The organism is Caballeronia glebae, assembly GCF_001545035.1.
In the GTDB taxonomy this organism is placed as follows: domain Bacteria; phylum Pseudomonadota; class Gammaproteobacteria; order Burkholderiales; family Burkholderiaceae; genus Caballeronia; species Caballeronia glebae.
On the sequence record NZ_FCOJ02000018.1, the window covers coordinates 72,072 to 88,380 of the forward strand.

A 16,309-nucleotide genomic window follows, 5' to 3' on the forward strand; every position below is an offset into this window, starting at 1 on the left:
GAATGGCGGACAAGGGAGTCTCCGATAAACGTTTCGGTCGTGAAGCAAAACTATCATCAACAGCCAGAATGCGACGAGCAAGAGCAACCGAAGTCCGCTATCGTTGCCTGTTTGGCAACGCTTGCACAATGGGACGGGAATGCGCGAACTGAATCAACGAAGGCTGCGGTATTTCCACGAAGTGCTCACGCAAGGCTCCATCCGCGCGGCGGCGGACAGTCTCAACACGGCGGCATCGGTAATTACGCGGCAAATCCGCTTGCTCGAGGAAGAAGTCGGCGCGTCACTGTTCGAACGACACGCGCGCGGCGTCAAGCCGACCGAGGCGGCGGCGCATCTGCTCGAATACTGGCGTGGCTGTCAGGCACAGCAGGAACAACTCGAAGACCGGCTGCGGGCGTTGCACGGCCTGCAGCGCGGGCACATCCGGCTTGCGATCAGCGAGGGTTATATCGACGGCCTGATGGAGGAAGTGCTGAGCGACTTTCACATGCAGTATCCAAAGCTCGATGTGGCGGTCGATATTCTGCCCGTCAACGAAGTGCTGGAAGAAGTCGCCCAGAGTCGCGCGCATATCGGCCTCGCGTACAACCCGCCGGCGCATCCGGACATCGTGTATCGGGCGACGTCATCGCAGCCGGTCGTACTACTGGTCAATGCGGCGCATCCGCTTGCGCAACGCGGCGGCGCTGTCACCATCGGCGAGATGTTGCAGTATCCGCTCGCATTGATGCCGCCGGCCTTCGGTCTCGGACAAGTCATCGAAATGCTCGCTTACACGGAAAATGTCGAGGTCAGACCGACGCTCGTCACCAACTCGCTCCAGGTACTGCGCCAGTTCGTGACGCGCGGCGAAGGTGCGACGCTGATCGGCGCGTTTTCTGTGTACCGGGAAATCGATGCGGGCGAACTGGTCGCGTTACCCGTCCTGCATCCGCTATTCGAGGCAGCGAAAGCACGCATTCTCGTGAAGGCGCGACGGCCGCTTTCCGGCGCGGCGGAAGAACTGCTCAGTTGGATTCTGCAGCGGATGAGCGTATTTGCGGCGAGCGCCTAGGTTCGATCGATACATGATGCTCGTGAGGCGCAAAGCCTGACGCAGTAGACGCCGACGCTCCGCCAACGGCAACAACGGCCGAGCTTTTCGAGCACCGTAGCTGGCGGCGACTGTCGATATTGACACGGCGCATCCGACACGTTATTGTCCGACAACCTGATAAATCGTCGATGCAATGCTTGAGCTTGAAAGACCTGACTCGCTGGTGCAGCGAGTAGTGGGAGCCATCCGCGCGGAGATTCAGGCGGGAAACTTCCCCGCGGATTCACGCTTGCCGACCGAGCAGCAACTCTCGGAGCGGCTCAATGTCAGCCGCTCGGTTGTCCGCGAAGCGATCGCTCAATTGAAGTCCGACGGCGTGCTGATCGCACGTCGGGGCGCGGGCTCGTTCATTTCCGGCACACCTTCCGGCACGGTCTTTCGCCTTCCCGGTCACGACGGCAGCCGCATCGACCTACCGCAATTGTTCGAGTTTCGACTGTGGATAGAGACGCAGGCAGCCACTGCGGCGGCACGACGTCGGACGCGCGCGGACCTGAAGCATATGAGCGATGCGATTCGGCAGATGGAGATGAAGCGCAACGATTCCAAGGCGGCGTCGGCGGCGGACGTCGCCTTTCATCGAGCGATCGCGGCGGCGACGAAAAACGAGTACTTTGTCGCGTTCCACGATTTCCTGCGTAGCCAACTCGCAATAGCGCGGCGCGCGCAGTGGGAAAAGACGGCGCACCACGCCGGCGACTTCGCGTGGCGGGAGCACGGTGAACTCTTCGACGCCATCGAACGCGGCGATTGCATTGAGGCAGCCGCTGCGGCCGAGCGCCATTTGCGCGCGGCGGCAAAACGTCAAGGCATCGACCTGCCTCGCAACGACTGACGCGGCGGCGCCCATGTCAGATATGAGCGCCGCAATTTTTTGCGTTCTTTGTCTGACAACCTGATTTTCAGACTTTCGCACGCTGCACATCCAACTTCCCGATACGAACCAATCACAAACCGGAGACATTCAGTGAAAGAGCAAGTCCAGGTCCGAACCTACCTTAAACACCTTCCGTTGGCAGGGCTCGCCGCCGCATGCGCATTGGCGGCGGCCGGCAAGGCGCACGCGCAAAGCAGCGTGACGCTATACGGCATCGTCGATGAAGGCGTGAACTACACAAGCAACGTCCAGACGAACCCCGGCAACGGTCATAACCTGTTCAACCTCTCCAGCGGCATACTGAGCGGCAGTCGCTGGGGGCTGCGCGGCGTGGAGGATATCGGCGGCGGGTTGAAGGCGATCTACGTGCTGGAGAACGGTTTCGACGTGAACAACGGCCGGATGGGCCAAGGCTCGCTGGAATTTGGTCGCCAGGCTTATGTGGGACTCTCCGCGAAGTTCGGATCGGTTACGCTCGGCCGCCAGTACGATCCGGTCGTCGATTATGTGCATGCGCTGATGCCGAGCGCGATGTTCTCGGGAAGCATCGGCGCGCATCCGGCTGACGTCGACAATCTGAACAACGCGAACCGCGTGAACAATGCGATCAAGTACCGCACCGTCACGGTGAACGGTTTTTCGGCCGAAGGGCTCTATAGCTTCGGTGGCGTTCCCGGTAGCGTCGGCGCGAATCAGATCTGGTCGATGGGCGTCGGCTATTCGAGCGGTTCGCTCAACGTCGGTGCGGGTTACCTCAACGCGCGCAACCCGAATGCTTCGTTTTTCGGGACGGCGGTCGGCGCCACCGCGGCGAGCAATAACTTCGGCAGTTCTCCCGTGATCAATGGTTATGCGTCGGCGCAAACCGAGCAGATCATCGGAGCCGGCGCGACCTATGCGATCGGCCGTGCGACGCTGGGAGCCATCTACTCCAACACCAGGTTCAAGAACCTGAGCGGCACCGTATCCGTCCTGAACCCTGCGGGAGCCAGCGGCACGGCGACCTTCAACAGCGCCGAACTCGACTTCCAGTACCAGTTGACGCCGGCGCTGTCGCTCGGCGCGGCCTACAGCTACACGAAAAGCAGCGGCGCACATGACGCCAGGTATCACCAGGGCGCGCTCGCTGCCGACTACGCGGTCTCCAAGCGAACCGACTTTTATCTGATCGGCGTCTTGCAACACGCATCAGGTACCGACTCGACCGGCCACGCGGCACGCGCGTCACTCAACGGCTTGACGCCTTCGTCGTCGGACCAGCAGGCCGCCGTTCGCTTCGCTGTGCGCCACAAGTTCTAACGAGTCGCCACACACGGCTTCACCTTCAACAGGATGCTTCCAGTGAATACCACCCGTTCGCTCACCGACGAGAACCGCGCGCGCCTTCGTGGCGTCAGCACGGCGACTTTGACCACCGCACTCTTCAAGCGGGGCCTGCGCAACGTCTGCATCCAGGGCGCGCTGCCGGTCAATCCAGCGGCGGCGCGCATGGTCGGCGAGGCGTTCACGCTGCGCTATATCCCGGCGCGCGAGGACCTCGACACCATGTCCGTTTTCAACGATCGCAGTCATCCGCAGCGGCGCGGCGTCGAAGAAATTCCGGCCGGTCATGTCATGGTCGTAGATTCCCGCAAGGACCCGCGCGCCGCTTCTGCGGGCGGCATCCTGATCACACGCATGATGATGCGCGGCGTCGCCGGAATCGTCACCGACGGCGGATTTCGCGACACGCCGGATCTGCGCTCGCTCGACTTTCCGTGCTATGCGGCCCGTCCATCCGCGCCGACGAATCTGATACACCACCACGCTGTGGATCTGAACGTGCCGATCGCGTGTGGCGATGTTGCCGTGTATCCCGGCGACATCGTCGTCGGCGATGCGGAAGGCGTCGTCGTGATTCCAGCGCAACTGGCGAACGAACTCGCCGAGGAAGCGGCCGCGATGACGCTTTTCGAGGATTGGGTCGATGCGCGAGTGCGCGAGGGCCGTTCCACCTTTGGCCTCTATCCGCCCGATGAGTCGACCCGCGCGGAATTCGAGGCCTGGCAAGCAAACAGCAGCAACTAGGCCGGCCAAGCCGAAACGGTTGCGCGACGCCTTCCGTGTGCCGCGCAGCTCCAATATCGTTAAGCGCCACGGCGAGCGGGGAAAGCCGCCGGGCATGGAGACCATAGTGACAAACCGTAGTGTGGAAGCTCAACTTTTCACGCGCGTGGCGTGGCGGCTGGTGCCGCTTCTGATCGCGATCTTTCTCACCGCGTATATCGACCGCGCGAACATCGGCTTCGCCAAGTTGCAGATGCTCACGAGCCTGCATATGAGCGAGGCGTCGTACGGGTTCGCATCTTCGCTGTTTTTCATCGGCTATCTGTTGTGCGAAGTGCCGAGCAATCTGGCGATGCATCGGTATGGCGCCCGCCGCTGGATTTCGCGCATCATGTTCACGTGGGGCGTCGCGACGCTGCTGCTGGCGTGGACGCCGTCCGAAACAGCGTTCCAGGTGCTCCGCTTCTTGTTAGGCGCGGCCGAGGCGGGACTTTATCCGGGCATCATTCTTTATCTCGGCATGTGGTTTCCGGAGCGCCAGCGCACCGGCATCATCGGATTGCTCACGCTTGGCAGCAGCATGGGCAACATGCTCGGCTCGCTCATTGGCGGCTTCTCGCTCGAACTTCACGGTTTGCTCGGTTTTGAAGGCTGGCAGTGGGTGTTTCTCACGACGGGCACGCCCGCCGTGTTGCTGACGTTCGTCTCGTTGTACTTCCTTCCGGACAATCCGCGCTCGGCGCGCTTTCTCTCCGAACGCGAGAAGGAGGTCATCGAGGACAGTCTGCGCCGCGATCCGGCGCCGGTCCAGGCGACGGGCCGCGCCTGGTCGTTCAACTCGCTCGTGACCGTGGCGCTGTTTTCGCTCGGCTATGGCACGATCTCCATTGCGATTTACGGTATCGCCTACTGGCTCCCTACCCTTGTCCGCGGCTTTGGCGTTTCGAGCAGTGTCAACGGCATGCTCAACATGATTCCGTGGTTCCTGACTTCACTGATGCTGCTCTGGCTGCCGCGCCGCTTGCGCACGCCTCGAACCGTGCTGATGGCAGCCTTCGCTGCCGCGTTCCTCGGCGTTCTGTGCTTTATCGCGAGCGTCGGGCCGTTCTCGAACGCGGTGCGTTTCGCGGCGCTTTCGGTCGGCGCGCCATGCCTGTATCTGATGATCCCGTGCTTCTGGGCGCTGCCGCCGCGGCTCTTGCCTGCTTCGTTCATGAAGGGCGCGGGCGGCGCCGCGGCGCTCGCGGTCATTGCAGCGGGCTCCAGCGTCGGCGGCTTCCTGGCGCAAAACATCATGCCGTGGGTCGGCAAGACGATGCACAGTACATCAGCACCGATGCTCGTACCCGCCATCAGCCTGCTGTTGCTCGGGGCTGGGGCGCTCGTCGTGTGGTTCCGTCTGGGTCTCGCGGGACGGAACGGCAACGATGCGGTCACAGCAACGCGCTGATTTCGATCAAAAGCCTGCCCTCTCGGGCAAATACGAACGGTCTGCGCGCTTGTCGTCGCTATGCGACGAGCGCGGGGACCACTGGAAAATGGAAGGTCGTTGCGCGGCATGATCACAATCAGGCAATCCAAAAGCGTCTCCCGGCAAATGCGCGGCTTCCTCTCGCTCGCCGATTTCGAAGCAGCGGCCAAACGCAAGCTGCCGCGCCCTCTTTTCGGTTACGTCGCGGGCGCGACGGAAGACAATGCGTCCCTCGCGGACAACCGCGCGGCGTTCAACGAACTCGGCTTCGTTCCGCGGGTACTGCGCAACGTGGCGCAGCGAAGCCAGTCGATGGAGCTCTTCGGCGTACGCTACGAGTCCCCGATCGGCATCGCGCCAATGGGCATCAGTTCGTTGACAGGTTACCGGGGCGACCTCGCACAGGCGCAGGCGGCGCGCGCGTGCGGCGTGCCCATGATTCTCAGCGCGGCGTCGCTGGTGCGGCTAGAAGAAGTCGTCGAGGCCGCGCCGGGCACATGGTTTCAGGTCTACATGCCGAGAACGCTGGAAGAGATGCGCGCGCTGGTGGAGAGAGTCAGCGCCGCCAACGTATCGACGCTGGTCGTCACGGTGGACTCGTCGGTCGTGCCGAATCGGGAGAACAACTTGCGCAACGGCTTCAGGACTCCGCTCAGGCCGAACTTTCAGCTATTGCGCGACGGCCTGACGCATCCGAACTGGTCGCTCTTCACGTTCCTGCGCACGTTGCTTCGGCACGGCATGCCGCATTTCGAGAATGCATCGGCGCAACGAGGCGAGCCATTGCTCTCGCGTCGCGCCAACCGGGATTTCAGCGGGCGTGAGCACCTGGACTGGGATGCGATCCGCGAAATTCGCGCGCGCTGGAAGGGTCCGCTGGTGCTCAAAGGCATTCTGCATCCGGACGATGCCGCGACTGCGCGAGACCTCGGAGCGGACGGCATTATCGTATCCAACCATGGCGGCCGACAGCTCGACGGCTCCGTCTCGCCGATGCGCATGCTCCCTGCCATCGTGGAAGCCTGCCCTAACATGGAGCTCATGGTCGACAGCGGCTTTCGCCGCGGCACCGACGTACTGAAGGCAGTTGCTCTCGGCGCGAAATGCGCTTTCATCGGGCGGCCAATGAACTACGCAGCGTGCGTGGGCGGTCAGGCGGGCGTGGAGCATGCAATCGGTCTCGTCAAGGCCGAGATTCACGCCGATATGGGTCTGCTCGGTGTCAACCGTCTCGACGAACTGGGGCCCGAGTTTTTGCGTCTGCTAAGGTTCGGGTTCAGCGATCCGAGTGCGAACCGAAGTCGGTGACTGGATGCGAGCTTGCGCGCGGGCGGCGATGTTACATCGGCGCTTGGACGGGCAGCGACGCACCCTGGACCTAAACGGTCGATCGAATGTCTTTGCTGTATTCCGAACCATCACACGTTCGCAGAACCTCGACATCCCAGGTCTCGTTCGCCTGGTTGACGCGCTGTGTGTTTCAAGGTCTGCTTCCCGAGGCATAGCAGCCAGCCAAATGACCGCGAGACGCGGCTAGTTTTATCTTTATGACCTTCATGTCGCTTTACCTTTCATGCGTCCTTGCGCGGCACTCTGCGTACGCTTTGCTTCACTTGCGACCATCAGAAGAAGAGGCCTGACACGTCGTTGCCATGGCCGCATTTGGAGCGGAAGCGCTAGCTAACGCGTCGGCCGCCCGACATTCAGGAGATAAGGCTTACTCGATCGATGCGGCCGTGACTGCCGAACGCAACGTGTACGCGTATCGGCAATCACGTTCTGAATCGCCGCTACTCGCCAGGTAGATGCGTCCTGGGAGCGACGCCTGCGGAAGTTCAACCGATCTGAGCTCCGTCGAGAATCTCGTCTGAACCAACCTCGAGCGGAGCGAAATTGGTCGAGCGCACATAATCCGGTCGCGGCTGCTCGACTTCTTCAGGTTTGTTCTTCACCTGGTTGTACACGACATAGGCCTGCCATCGATCGTCACCGGACAGGTTGTGACCCGAAGAATGCACAATGTTGGCGTCGAAGAACACGACTGTTCCCGGGCGGCCGATGATAGGCACGGCCTTGGGATGGCTGGACAAAATATCAAGCATGGTCGGCTTGGGTACCACGTAGAAGCGATAACCGGTTGCCTCATCGAACGCCGGATCGAGCGAACCCAGTTTGTGGCTTCCCGGGATAAAGTAGAGACATCCGCCCATTTCGGTCGGCTCGTCGAGCATGACCAACGCAGTTGTCATCATCGGCTCTTTCACGCCGTCGATATGCCAGGTGCCGAAGTCTTGATGCCATTGCCAGACGGAACCGTCGATTGCCGTCTTCAAATTGCACTTCGTGTGATAGACGTAAAGTTGGGCATCGTCGATCAGTTGTTGTGCCGGCTCGAGCAATCTGGGAGAGCGCACTGCGGAGTGGAAAACCGCCGATGCCGTCGGACTTTCAGTCTCGTGAACCTTGTAGATCGTTTTTGCGATGCCGCCCGTTTTTTCCCGGACAAGATGATCGGTGTCAATCTTCTGGATTCGGCGCAGCTCGCTCTTCATATGCGCGATTTCTTCTTCCGAGAAAAGCTCCGGCAGAACAACGAACCCATCGCGCTTGTACGCTTCCAACTGTGACGCGGTAAGTTTCATGAGGGGATCTCCTGCCTCGGTGGTGCGATGTCATGATCCTAAGACCCGTTGCTTACAATGTAAAAGATATAATAAGTTCCGTATCGATACCTAAAAGGTACCAAATGGAGCTACGTCATCTTCGCTACTTTCTGGTGGTGGCGCGCACACTCAACTTCACGAAGGCGGCGGATGAACTGCACATGGCGCAGCCGCCGTTGAGCCGGCAAATACGGGAACTGGAAGCGGAACTCGGCGTAGCGCTTTTTGAGCGCCGGGGCAAACGAGTGTTTCTTTCATCGGCGGGCCAGGTTTTCGAAGAACGGGCCAAGCGGATTCTGACGGAAACGAACTCCGCGATCGTGGATTCGCAACGCGCGGCAAGAGGCGAAATCGGCCGGGTGGCGGTCGGGTTCTTCGAGCACATCGCGTACACACTGCTGCCACCGCTCTTGCGTGAATTCCAGCAGCGTTACCCCGCTGTGACAGTCGAACTTCGATGGTTTTCCTCTGCGGAGCAGATCAATGCCCTGAATCGAGGGGACGTCGATCTGGCATTCGTCCGCTCTTTGCCGCCGGATACTGAACTGAAGAGCGCCTTGTTGCTTCAGGAGCCGTTTTTCGTTGCCATCGCCAAGGACAACCCTCTTGCAGCCAAACGACAGATTTCCATCAAGGACTGTAGGCAGTTGCGCGTCATCAATTACCGGAAGGATGTCGCGCCGGACTACCACGCCACCATCAACCAGTTGTGCGCACTTGCCGGATTTTCTCCTTCCACGAGCTTTGAAATGGGGCAGATCTACGCTTCCCTTGGCCTCGTAAGCGCCGGGTTTGGCGTGACGCTCGTACCGGCCTCAGTTCAACGAACGCACATGGACAACGTCGTCTATCGTCCTCTGCGCGAACAGCACGCCAAAAGCGAACTCTATCTCGCGTGGAAGGAACTCAATCCGCCCGCTGCGCTAGGCTCTTTTGTTCAACTAGCGCGCGAGATAGCCGTGCACACACCGCGAAAAGCGAAGAACGAATAAGCGCGAAGCGGTACGGCTTCAATTGCGATGAACAGGTTTGTTCTTTGCCGGTCAAAACTGTCGGCAAACTGCTTTGGTTCTCGGCCGCCGTATGCGACGCTGATGCGATTGCTTGACTGATAGCGTTGGCGTCGGTGTGAGTCGTGCTCAAACATCTCCTTTAACGCCTCGTGTCTCGCCTTCAGCGCGATCCGCGTGAGCGAGGATGGCGGCCGAACCATCGGGGATACAGCCTGTGCAAAGAAATGCGATGAGCGACATGTAGTTGACGGACAGCGCTCGCACCACGCTGCGGGATCGACGTGCTTTCCACCATTCGCAAGCTCGTCGCGACGCGACCCTTTCTCGCCGAGCAAGGGCTTATCTTGCGCGGGGCGTGCAAGTCTGGTGCCGGTCGCAAGAAAGAGGTTCATGCTGCGCGCGACGCTGGAGAAGGCGTCGATTCCGTGCACAGCAAGCAGATAAGGGAAAAGAATCAGCACGAAGGCGAAAGAAACCGCCGCGCGCATGGGTCAACATCACGGGGCCGGGTCGGCTTTCGTGTCGCCGTCACCGCGCATCCACGCCATGACCGGCGTCACACCGTGCCCGAGGCTCCCTGAGCCGATCCATGAGCAAACCAGCGCAAATTCGCGTCAAGCTCAACGAATTCCGGCTGCAATGGCGCGTGCTGACCTTCTACGAGCGCTTCGAGCAGATCATCGCGCATATCCTGAGCGTCGTGATCTCGGTGATCATCGTCGTATCGCTATGGCAGTTGATTCGGGCGGTCATGGCTCTATTGCTGTCGGGGGCGCTTAATCCGCTGGATCATGCGATCTTTCAAGCGGTGTTCGGGATGGTGATGACGTTGTTGATCGCGATGGAATTCAAGCATTCGATCACCCGCGTCATGTTGAGACGTGATCACATCGTGCAGGTCAAGACAGTGATCCTCGTGGCGATGCTCGCGATAGCACGCAAGTTCATCATCCTTGATCCAGCCGCGGACCCGGGTCGCATTGCCGCACTCGCGACGGCGCTGATCGCGCTTGGCAGCGTCTACTGGCTAATGCGGCAACGCGACGATCCCGTCGATACGGCGATCGCAGAGCGCGCCGTGCGCGATCGCGAAAAGCGCGATTGATTTACCTACTTTCTCTCAAAGATCATGGCGTACCCGCAAGTTTTGCTCAATCGTCGCGCAGGCCTGCAGTGCTGGGCAAAACCCCTGATTCAACGTCGGGTTCCGCGCCCCATGTCCAGCGGCCCGGACCGGCATTTTTGCCAGCGATAGCGCGGAACGTCCGCGTGCATATAACCAAACAAGCTGACATAGACGGAAACTGAACACTACCATTCAATGCCTAACGATGTTGAGGTCCCCTGGAGGAAGCGCGCAATGGAGCAACTACACCGTCCTCCACAGTTGCAACGCCTTAGCTGCCACGGGATCGGTGCGTCGTGCGCGGACTGCGCCCTGAATTCGGCGCAATGGATCCTGTGTATCATCCCGGCGGACCGGACCACCGCGCACGCAATAACTGTCCGCAGCAGCGCGCGCCCCTATCAGCATCTAAGCGTCAGCGCGCCGTTTATCGCGGTTGTGCCGGCCTGGGCTCGTGTCAAGCTCGTCAATGACGACGATCCGTGCGGCCTCGTCGTCGCCCTCCATTGGGCCAGGCTGAGAGAAACCGCTCGAAACGCGCTCGGCACCACGGCTTGCGAAATCCCTTGTTGGTTCAAGGCGTGGGATCCTTTCCTGCGCGACGCGGGCGACACGCTTTCCGCGTTGCATGCCAACAGTAGTCCGGACCCTAGATGCCTCGCCGCGTTCGCCGACGTATTTGCGCTTCATCTCGCGCACCGGTATGGACTTACCGCCGGTACGCCCGATGCGGCTACGAGCCTCACCCACTCAAAGCTAAGCGTCGTGGAACATTTCATACACGAGCACATCGCGGACAATATCCAGATCGCGGACCTCGCTGCGGTCGTGCACATGAGCCAGTCGCATTTCGCGCGGGCTTTCAAGACCGCGACAGGGCATCCGCCGCACTTCTTCCTGACAACCGAAAGATTGAGATTAGCGCAGTCGATGCTTTCGGAAGGGAGTCTCTCGCTAATCGATATCGCAGCACGCGTTGGTTTTCAAACGCAGCAGCATTTCACCGCAGTATTTCATCGATATGCGGGGTGTACGCCCCGCGCTTTCCGCATTGCGCATTATCGCCCCTAGGATCCGGCGTGAGACCTTTTCGACTGGATCGGTGAGCAACCAACAAACGCAGAAATCCGACACCCTTGGGCAGGAACTCGAAAGAAGAGCGCGCCGCGCGCACGTAGGCTTGAGCACATAGACATTGGACGCACTGTTAGCCGAATACCCGCGATCCGGCTGAGGAGCCAAACGATGGACGAACTGCTCGGTCGCGCATGGTGGATGCTCGCGCTGCGTGGCGCCGCGGGAATCCTGTTCGGCCTCCTCGCGCTCTGCTGGCCTGGTCTCACGCTGCTGCTTCTTGTCGCGATGTTCGCGGCGTATGCACTCATCGGAGGCGTCGCTGCGGTCAGCGCGGCGATACGCCATCGGTCGATCCGCACCGACTGGTGGCTCCCGTTGTTGCTCGGGCTGTGCATGATCGCTTCGGGTCTGATCGCCGTCGCGGCGCCGGGCGTCACGGCGCTCGTGCTGATCACCGTGATGGGCGCGAACGCCATCGTCACCGGAGTGCTCGACCTCATCGCCTGGGTTCGCCTGAAAAGAAGCGGCCGCACGCAGTGGCTGCTGTTGTTCATCGGTAGCCTGTCGGTTCTGTTTGGCATCTTCGTGCTGGCCGTCCCGGGTGCTGGAGCGCTTGCCCTCGTCTGGATGATCGGCACCTACGCGATCGTGACCGGTGCGCTTCTGTTCGTCCTGGGCCTCGGCGCACGGAATTGGCGCAGCGCCGTCCTTCGCGACCAGCAAAACACGCCGCTGCACTCATGAGCGCATCCCGCGCCCGGCGTCCACGTAGTCCGTTGCGCATTTGGAGAACGCCATGAAGACTAACCTCGCATCGGCCGCAAGGCTGTCGTCATTCATCCTCGCGCTGTCCGCCTGTGGCTTTGCGGCCAGCGGAGCAACCGCGCAGGATGCGCCCATCGCCGGCAAGGCGACGCTTGGGGTGACCGTCACCGAAGAGCAAGTGGTCGCAAGAGGCTGGCGCGCATCCAAGATGATTCACAGCGATGTCTACAACGAAAAGAACGAAAAGATCGGCCGCGTCGACGACCTGATTGTCGCGCCCGATGGCTCGCTTTCGGCCGCGATTATCGACGTCGGCGGCTTTCTCGGCGTCGCGGCGCACCGTGTCGCCATTCCCATTCAGCAGTTCAAGCAGATAGCGCCGAAGGCAATCCTGGTTGGCGCCAATAAGGACGCGCTCAAGAAACTGCCGGAGTTCGAATATGCCAAGGGCTGACATTGGCCGCGAGCGCCAAGGCAGCAGTCACTGAAGATTCGGGCCGCTCCTGCGGCTCATCGGAACAAGGAGCATAGCGATGCTATTGGACCTCGATAAGTGGAACCCCTTTCGCTTCCTGCGCAAGAGTCCCGAGGAAAAGGGCACAGGCGCGAAGCTGAACGCCCCGCCCTCACAGCAGGCCCCCGCGCCGTCTACCTCAGATGCGGCAGCGTCCGCATGGCCGGCATCGTTCGATGCGGCGCGTTGGCCGCTGCCCGACCCCCTGCATCTTCTCACCGACCTCATACGCGATCCATTCGGCGGGATGGGACCGCTTGGCAACTGGTTCGGCGACTTCAGTCCCAGCCGCTTTCAGCCGCGACTCGACGTGATCGACGACGGCGACGCGCTTCGCATCGTGGCCGAATTGCCAGGACTATCGCGCGAGGACGTGGAGCTGGAAGTCGTTGAGGACATGCTGGTGCTGACCGGCGAGAAGCGCATCGAATCGAAGAGCGACGAGAAGGGCTGCTACCGGGTGGAGCGGGCGTTCGGACAGTTCCAGCGCGCCATTCCGCTGCCCTCTGGCGTTGATCTCGAACGCGCCGAGGCGAATTTCGAGAATGGTGTGCTCACCGTGCGGGTGCCCAAAGCGGCAAATGAACCCGCGGCAAAGCGGCGCCTCGAGATCAAATAGCGCGGTGCGCTCAAGGCGACATCGGACAGCTCGGCAGTTCTCATGGCCCTCGACGATACCCCGCGTGAAGCCGTCAGAGATGGGATTCCCGAACTGGACGCGCATCACTTCAAGCGGCACCTGCGGTACTTCGCGACGGAACTCGTCAGGCTGTGCGCGCGTAACGAAAAGGACCACCCCCTGCCCACCCTACGGAGAACATCATGCCTACTTGCAGCGTCTGCGGCAAACCGGCAACCTCGCAGATCACGATCAACGAAAACGGCCAGCGTCGTCAGCTGATGCTGTGCGATGAGCATTACATGGAGTTCATGGCGCGCAATCAGCGCCGGCTGTCGCCGCTTGAGTCCCTCTTTCACGGCGGACTGTTCGACAGTTTGTTCGACGACATGTGGCCGCAGATGGAAAGCGGCCGCGGTAGCCCGTCACGCATCGGGCGCTCGCCCGGACAATCCGGCCGCTCGGATCAGGGTACCAACGCCGATAGCGGGCAAATGGAGTCCGCCGGCGAACATGCAGGCGGCCGGCCGCGCCGGCATCGACGTTCGCGTGAAGCCGTCGACCTGCAGACGTTCCTGAGCGAAAGCGGCCTGGACCGCTTGCAGGCGGCCGCGCAAATGGCGGTCGAGTTCGGCAAGTCCGAAGTCGATACCGAGCACCTGCTGCTCGCACTCGTCAGCAATAACGTGGTGCAGGAGATTCTGCGCGAATTCAAGCTCGATCCCGAGGAGATCAGGAAGAACATCGATCAGAACGCGCCACGCGGCAACCGGGCGCAGAAGACGGACGAGGAACGCATCGGCGTATCACCGCGCGCGAAGAGTGCGCTTGAAAACGCGCTCACCGCGTCACGAGAACTCGGCCATAGCTACGTCGGACCGGAGCATATCCTGATCGGGCTCGTGGAAGAGGAAGACGGCTTCGCGGGTGAGTTGCTGCGCAAGTACGGGTTATCGTCGCATGCGCTTAGGCAGAGGACGGTCAAGGTGGTCGGCAAGGGCGCCGAGGAAGGCACCGTCGAGGGCCGCTCCACCACGCCGACGCTCGACAAGTACGCGCGCGATCTCAGCGATCTCGCCCGGCGCGGCAAGCTCGATCCGGTGATCGGCCGCGACAAGGAAATCGAAACGACTATCGAAGTCCTTGCGCGGAGACGCAAGAACAACCCGGTGCTGATCGGCGAACCGGGCGTCGGCAAGACGGCGATCGTCGAAGGACTCGCGCAGCGCATCGCCCAGGACCAGGTGCCAGAAGTGCTGCGTGGCAAGCGCGTCGTTGAGTTGAATATCAACAGCGTGGTGGCGGGGGCAAAGTATCGTGGCGAGTTCGAAGAGCGCGTGAAGCAGGTTCTCGACGAGATCGTCGAGAACCAGGACCGGCTGATCATCTTTATCGATGAACTGCATACGATCGTCGGTGCGGGTCAGGGCGGCGGCGAAGGCGGGCTTGATATCGGCAACATCTTCAAGCCGGCGCTCGCGCGCGGCGAATTGCATCTCGTGGGCGCGACGACGCTCAACGAATACCAAAAGTACATCGAGAAAGATTCGGCGCTCGAACGGCGCTTCCAGCCGGTGAACGTGCCCGAGCCGAGCGTCGCGGAGACGATCGAAATCCTGCGAGGACTGCGTGACCGCCTTGAAGCGCATCACAAGGTGAAGATCACCGAAGAGGCGATCGCGGCGGCTGCGAAGTTGTCGGACCGGTATATCGCAGCGCGCTTCCTGCCCGACAAGGCCATCGACCTGCTCGACCAGGCGGCCGCTCGCGTGCGCATCTCGTCAAATTCCCGGCCGGGGCAGCTGCATGACATCGAGGCGACCATCCGCCGCACACGTCAGGAACAGGACGCGGCAAGCGCCGCCAAGCAGTTCGACAAGGCAAAGCAACTTGAAGACAAGCTTGTCTCCGAACAGAAGCGGCTCAACGATGCGACCGAAGCGTGGAAGAAGGAGCGCGGCACCAGTTCGCAAGAGGTCACAGCGGAGGACATCGCGCAGATCGTGGCGTCGCTCACAGGCGTGCCGGTGTCTGAACTCACCGCCGAGGACCGCGAGAAGCTGCTGCGTCTCGAAGACCGCCTGAAGGAACGCGTAGTCGGTCAGAACGAGGCGGTCAGCGCCGTCGCGAAGGCGGTCCGACTCTCACGCGCCGGCCTCACCGAAGGTGGCAAACCGACCGCAAGCTTCCTTTTTCTTGGACCGACCGGCGTGGGCAAGACCGAGCTCGCCAAAGCGCTCGCCGCCTCGGTGTTCGGCGACGAGAACGCGCTCGTGCGCATCGACATGAGCGAGTACTCCGAGCGGCATACCGTAGCCCGGCTGGTCGGCGCGCCTCCGGGCTATGTCGGCTATGAGGAAGGCGGTCAGCTGACCGAGCGCGTGCGACGCCGCCCGTATAGCGTGGTGCTGCTCGACGAGATCGAAAAGGCGCATTCGGAAGTGCACAACATCCTGTTGCAGCTCTTCGACGAAGGCCGCCTCACCGACGGCAAGGGCCGTCTCGTCGATTTCACGAACACGATCATTATCGCGACGAGCAACATCGGTTCGCAACTGATCCAGGACAACGTGCGCTCCGACAAGAAGCAACTCGACTACCCCGCGCTGCGCGACCGTCTGATGGAAATACTGCGGCATCACTTCAGGCCCGAGTTCCTGAACCGGGTCGATGAAGTCGTCGTGTTCCATGCGCTCGGCAAGGAGCAAATCCGTGCCATCGTGGATCTGCAACTCGCGCGCGTGCAACGCACTGCGGCCGCGCAGAACATTGAGTTGTCGTTCGACAATTCGCTGCGTAATCATCTCGCGGAGATCGGCTATGACCCAGAGTTCGGCGCACGAATGCTCAAGCGCAAGATCCGGGCTGAAGTGGAATCGCAACTCGCCGATGCGCTGCTGCGGGGGGACGTTCGCGACGGCGACAAGGTCACAATGACCTACGACTCGGGTTCCCACTCTGTACGTGTGCAGAAAGGCTCAGCACCCGCAGAAGCGACGATGGAAGGGGCGAAGCAAGAACCGGCGCATACGTGAGTGC

At 61.2% G+C, this 16,309-nt stretch carries 15 protein-coding genes; 13 read left to right on the forward strand and 2 right to left on the reverse strand.

The annotated features are described in order from the left end of the window. The first annotated feature begins 139 nt into the window (after positions 1-139). The 6 genes from AWB82_RS14705 to AWB82_RS14730 all read left to right on the forward strand — a co-directional run bounded on the left by AWB82_RS14705 (position 140) and on the right by AWB82_RS14730 (position 6,801). Positions 140-1,057, forward strand: a complete 918-nt coding sequence (locus AWB82_RS14705) for a LysR family transcriptional regulator (protein ID WP_086968257.1) — start codon at positions 140-142, stop codon at positions 1,055-1,057. A gap of 175 nt (positions 1,058-1,232) precedes the next feature. After that, positions 1,233-1,934, forward strand: coding sequence for a FadR/GntR family transcriptional regulator (locus tag AWB82_RS14710; RefSeq protein ID WP_086968259.1), 702 nt, complete (start codon positions 1,233-1,235; stop codon positions 1,932-1,934). 132 nt (positions 1,935-2,066) lie between these two features. Continuing rightward, positions 2,067-3,275: a porin gene (locus AWB82_RS14715; RefSeq protein WP_407643003.1), complete on the forward strand. Its 1,209-nt coding sequence runs from the start codon at positions 2,067-2,069 to the stop codon at positions 3,273-3,275. A gap of 42 nt (positions 3,276-3,317) precedes the next feature. After that, positions 3,318-4,043, forward strand: a complete 726-nt coding sequence (locus AWB82_RS14720; protein WP_235023291.1) for a ribonuclease activity regulator RraA — start codon at positions 3,318-3,320, stop codon at positions 4,041-4,043. 94 nt (positions 4,044-4,137) lie between these two features. After that, a complete protein-coding gene (locus AWB82_RS14725; protein WP_086968265.1) occupies positions 4,138-5,472 on the forward strand; it encodes an MFS transporter in 1,335 nt (444 codons plus the stop codon). Between the two features lie 108 nt (positions 5,473-5,580). Next, positions 5,581-6,801: an alpha-hydroxy acid oxidase gene (locus tag AWB82_RS14730; RefSeq protein ID WP_086968268.1), complete on the forward strand. Its 1,221-nt coding sequence runs from the start codon at positions 5,581-5,583 to the stop codon at positions 6,799-6,801. Positions 6,802-7,328: 527 nt separating this feature from the next. Here the strand turns inward: AWB82_RS14730 and AWB82_RS14735 are convergent. Next, positions 7,329-8,135, reverse strand: a complete 807-nt coding sequence (locus tag AWB82_RS14735) for a phytanoyl-CoA dioxygenase family protein (RefSeq protein WP_086968270.1) — start codon at positions 8,133-8,135, stop codon at positions 7,329-7,331. Positions 8,136-8,239: 104 nt separating this feature from the next. On the opposite strand from AWB82_RS14735, the gene AWB82_RS14740 reads away from it, so the two are divergent. Continuing rightward, positions 8,240-9,148 (forward strand): LysR family transcriptional regulator, encoded by a 909-nt coding sequence (locus AWB82_RS14740; RefSeq protein WP_086968272.1) that lies wholly within the window; start codon positions 8,240-8,242, stop codon positions 9,146-9,148. On the opposite strand, the gene AWB82_RS37080 is transcribed toward AWB82_RS14740, so the two are convergent. Then, positions 9,094-9,657 (reverse strand): hypothetical protein, encoded by a 564-nt coding sequence (locus tag AWB82_RS37080; RefSeq protein ID WP_143756726.1) that lies wholly within the window; start codon positions 9,655-9,657, stop codon positions 9,094-9,096. The genes AWB82_RS14740 and AWB82_RS37080 overlap by 55 nt on opposite strands. Before the next feature lie 101 nt (positions 9,658-9,758). Between AWB82_RS37080 and AWB82_RS14745 the strand changes: the two genes are divergently transcribed. The 6 genes from AWB82_RS14745 (at position 9,759) to AWB82_RS14770 (ending at position 16,305) form a co-directional block, all read left to right on the forward strand. Then, positions 9,759-10,274, forward strand: coding sequence for a phosphate-starvation-inducible PsiE family protein (locus tag AWB82_RS14745; RefSeq protein WP_086968274.1), 516 nt, complete (start codon positions 9,759-9,761; stop codon positions 10,272-10,274). 255 nt (positions 10,275-10,529) lie between these two features. After that, complete coding sequence (locus AWB82_RS14750) at positions 10,530-11,366, forward strand: helix-turn-helix domain-containing protein (protein WP_086968360.1); 837 nt, start codon at positions 10,530-10,532, stop codon at positions 11,364-11,366. 174 nt (positions 11,367-11,540) lie between these two features. Next, entirely contained in the window at positions 11,541-12,116 is a 576-nt protein-coding gene (locus AWB82_RS14755; RefSeq protein ID WP_086968276.1) for an HdeD family acid-resistance protein, read from the forward strand. Positions 12,117-12,168: 52 nt separating this feature from the next. After that, positions 12,169-12,591 (forward strand): PRC-barrel domain-containing protein, encoded by a 423-nt coding sequence (locus AWB82_RS14760; RefSeq protein WP_235023293.1) that lies wholly within the window; start codon positions 12,169-12,171, stop codon positions 12,589-12,591. 79 nt (positions 12,592-12,670) lie between these two features. Next, on the forward strand, positions 12,671-13,270 hold the full coding sequence (locus tag AWB82_RS14765) for an Hsp20/alpha crystallin family protein (RefSeq protein ID WP_086968278.1): 600 nt from the start codon (positions 12,671-12,673) through the stop codon (positions 13,268-13,270). Positions 13,271-13,473: 203 nt separating this feature from the next. Beyond that, positions 13,474-16,305 carry an ATP-dependent Clp protease ATP-binding subunit gene (locus tag AWB82_RS14770; protein ID WP_086968281.1) on the forward strand — a complete coding sequence of 944 codons (2,832 nt, stop codon included), beginning with the start codon at positions 13,474-13,476 and terminating at the stop codon, positions 16,303-16,305. The last annotated feature ends 4 nt before the right edge of the window (positions 16,306-16,309 follow it).

Bases quoted from the DNA above. Each gene is read 5' to 3' on its own strand.
- AWB82_RS14705 (WP_086968257.1), top strand. From the start codon at position 140: ATGCGCGAACTGAATCAACGAAGGCTGCGGTATTTCCACGAAGTGCTC.
- AWB82_RS14710 (WP_086968259.1), top strand. From the start codon at position 1,233: ATGCTTGAGCTTGAAAGACCTGACTCGCTGGTGCAGCGAGTAGTGGGA.
- AWB82_RS14725 (WP_086968265.1), top strand. From the start codon at position 4,138: ATGGAGACCATAGTGACAAACCGTAGTGTGGAAGCTCAACTTTTCACG.
- AWB82_RS14730 (WP_086968268.1), top strand. From the start codon at position 5,581: ATGATCACAATCAGGCAATCCAAAAGCGTCTCCCGGCAAATGCGCGGC.
- AWB82_RS14735 (WP_086968270.1), bottom strand. From the start codon at position 8,135: ATGAAACTTACCGCGTCACAGTTGGAAGCGTACAAGCGCGATGGGTTC.
- AWB82_RS14740 (WP_086968272.1), top strand. From the start codon at position 8,240: ATGGAGCTACGTCATCTTCGCTACTTTCTGGTGGTGGCGCGCACACTC.
- AWB82_RS37080 (WP_143756726.1), bottom strand. From the start codon at position 9,657: ATGCGCGCGGCGGTTTCTTTCGCCTTCGTGCTGATTCTTTTCCCTTAT.
- AWB82_RS14745 (WP_086968274.1), top strand. From the start codon at position 9,759: ATGAGCAAACCAGCGCAAATTCGCGTCAAGCTCAACGAATTCCGGCTG.
- AWB82_RS14750 (WP_086968360.1), top strand. From the start codon at position 10,530: ATGGAGCAACTACACCGTCCTCCACAGTTGCAACGCCTTAGCTGCCAC.
- AWB82_RS14755 (WP_086968276.1), top strand. From the start codon at position 11,541: ATGGACGAACTGCTCGGTCGCGCATGGTGGATGCTCGCGCTGCGTGGC.
- AWB82_RS14760 (WP_235023293.1), top strand. From the start codon at position 12,169: ATGAAGACTAACCTCGCATCGGCCGCAAGGCTGTCGTCATTCATCCTC.
- AWB82_RS14765 (WP_086968278.1), top strand. From the start codon at position 12,671: ATGCTATTGGACCTCGATAAGTGGAACCCCTTTCGCTTCCTGCGCAAG.
- AWB82_RS14770 (WP_086968281.1), top strand. From the start codon at position 13,474: ATGCCTACTTGCAGCGTCTGCGGCAAACCGGCAACCTCGCAGATCACG.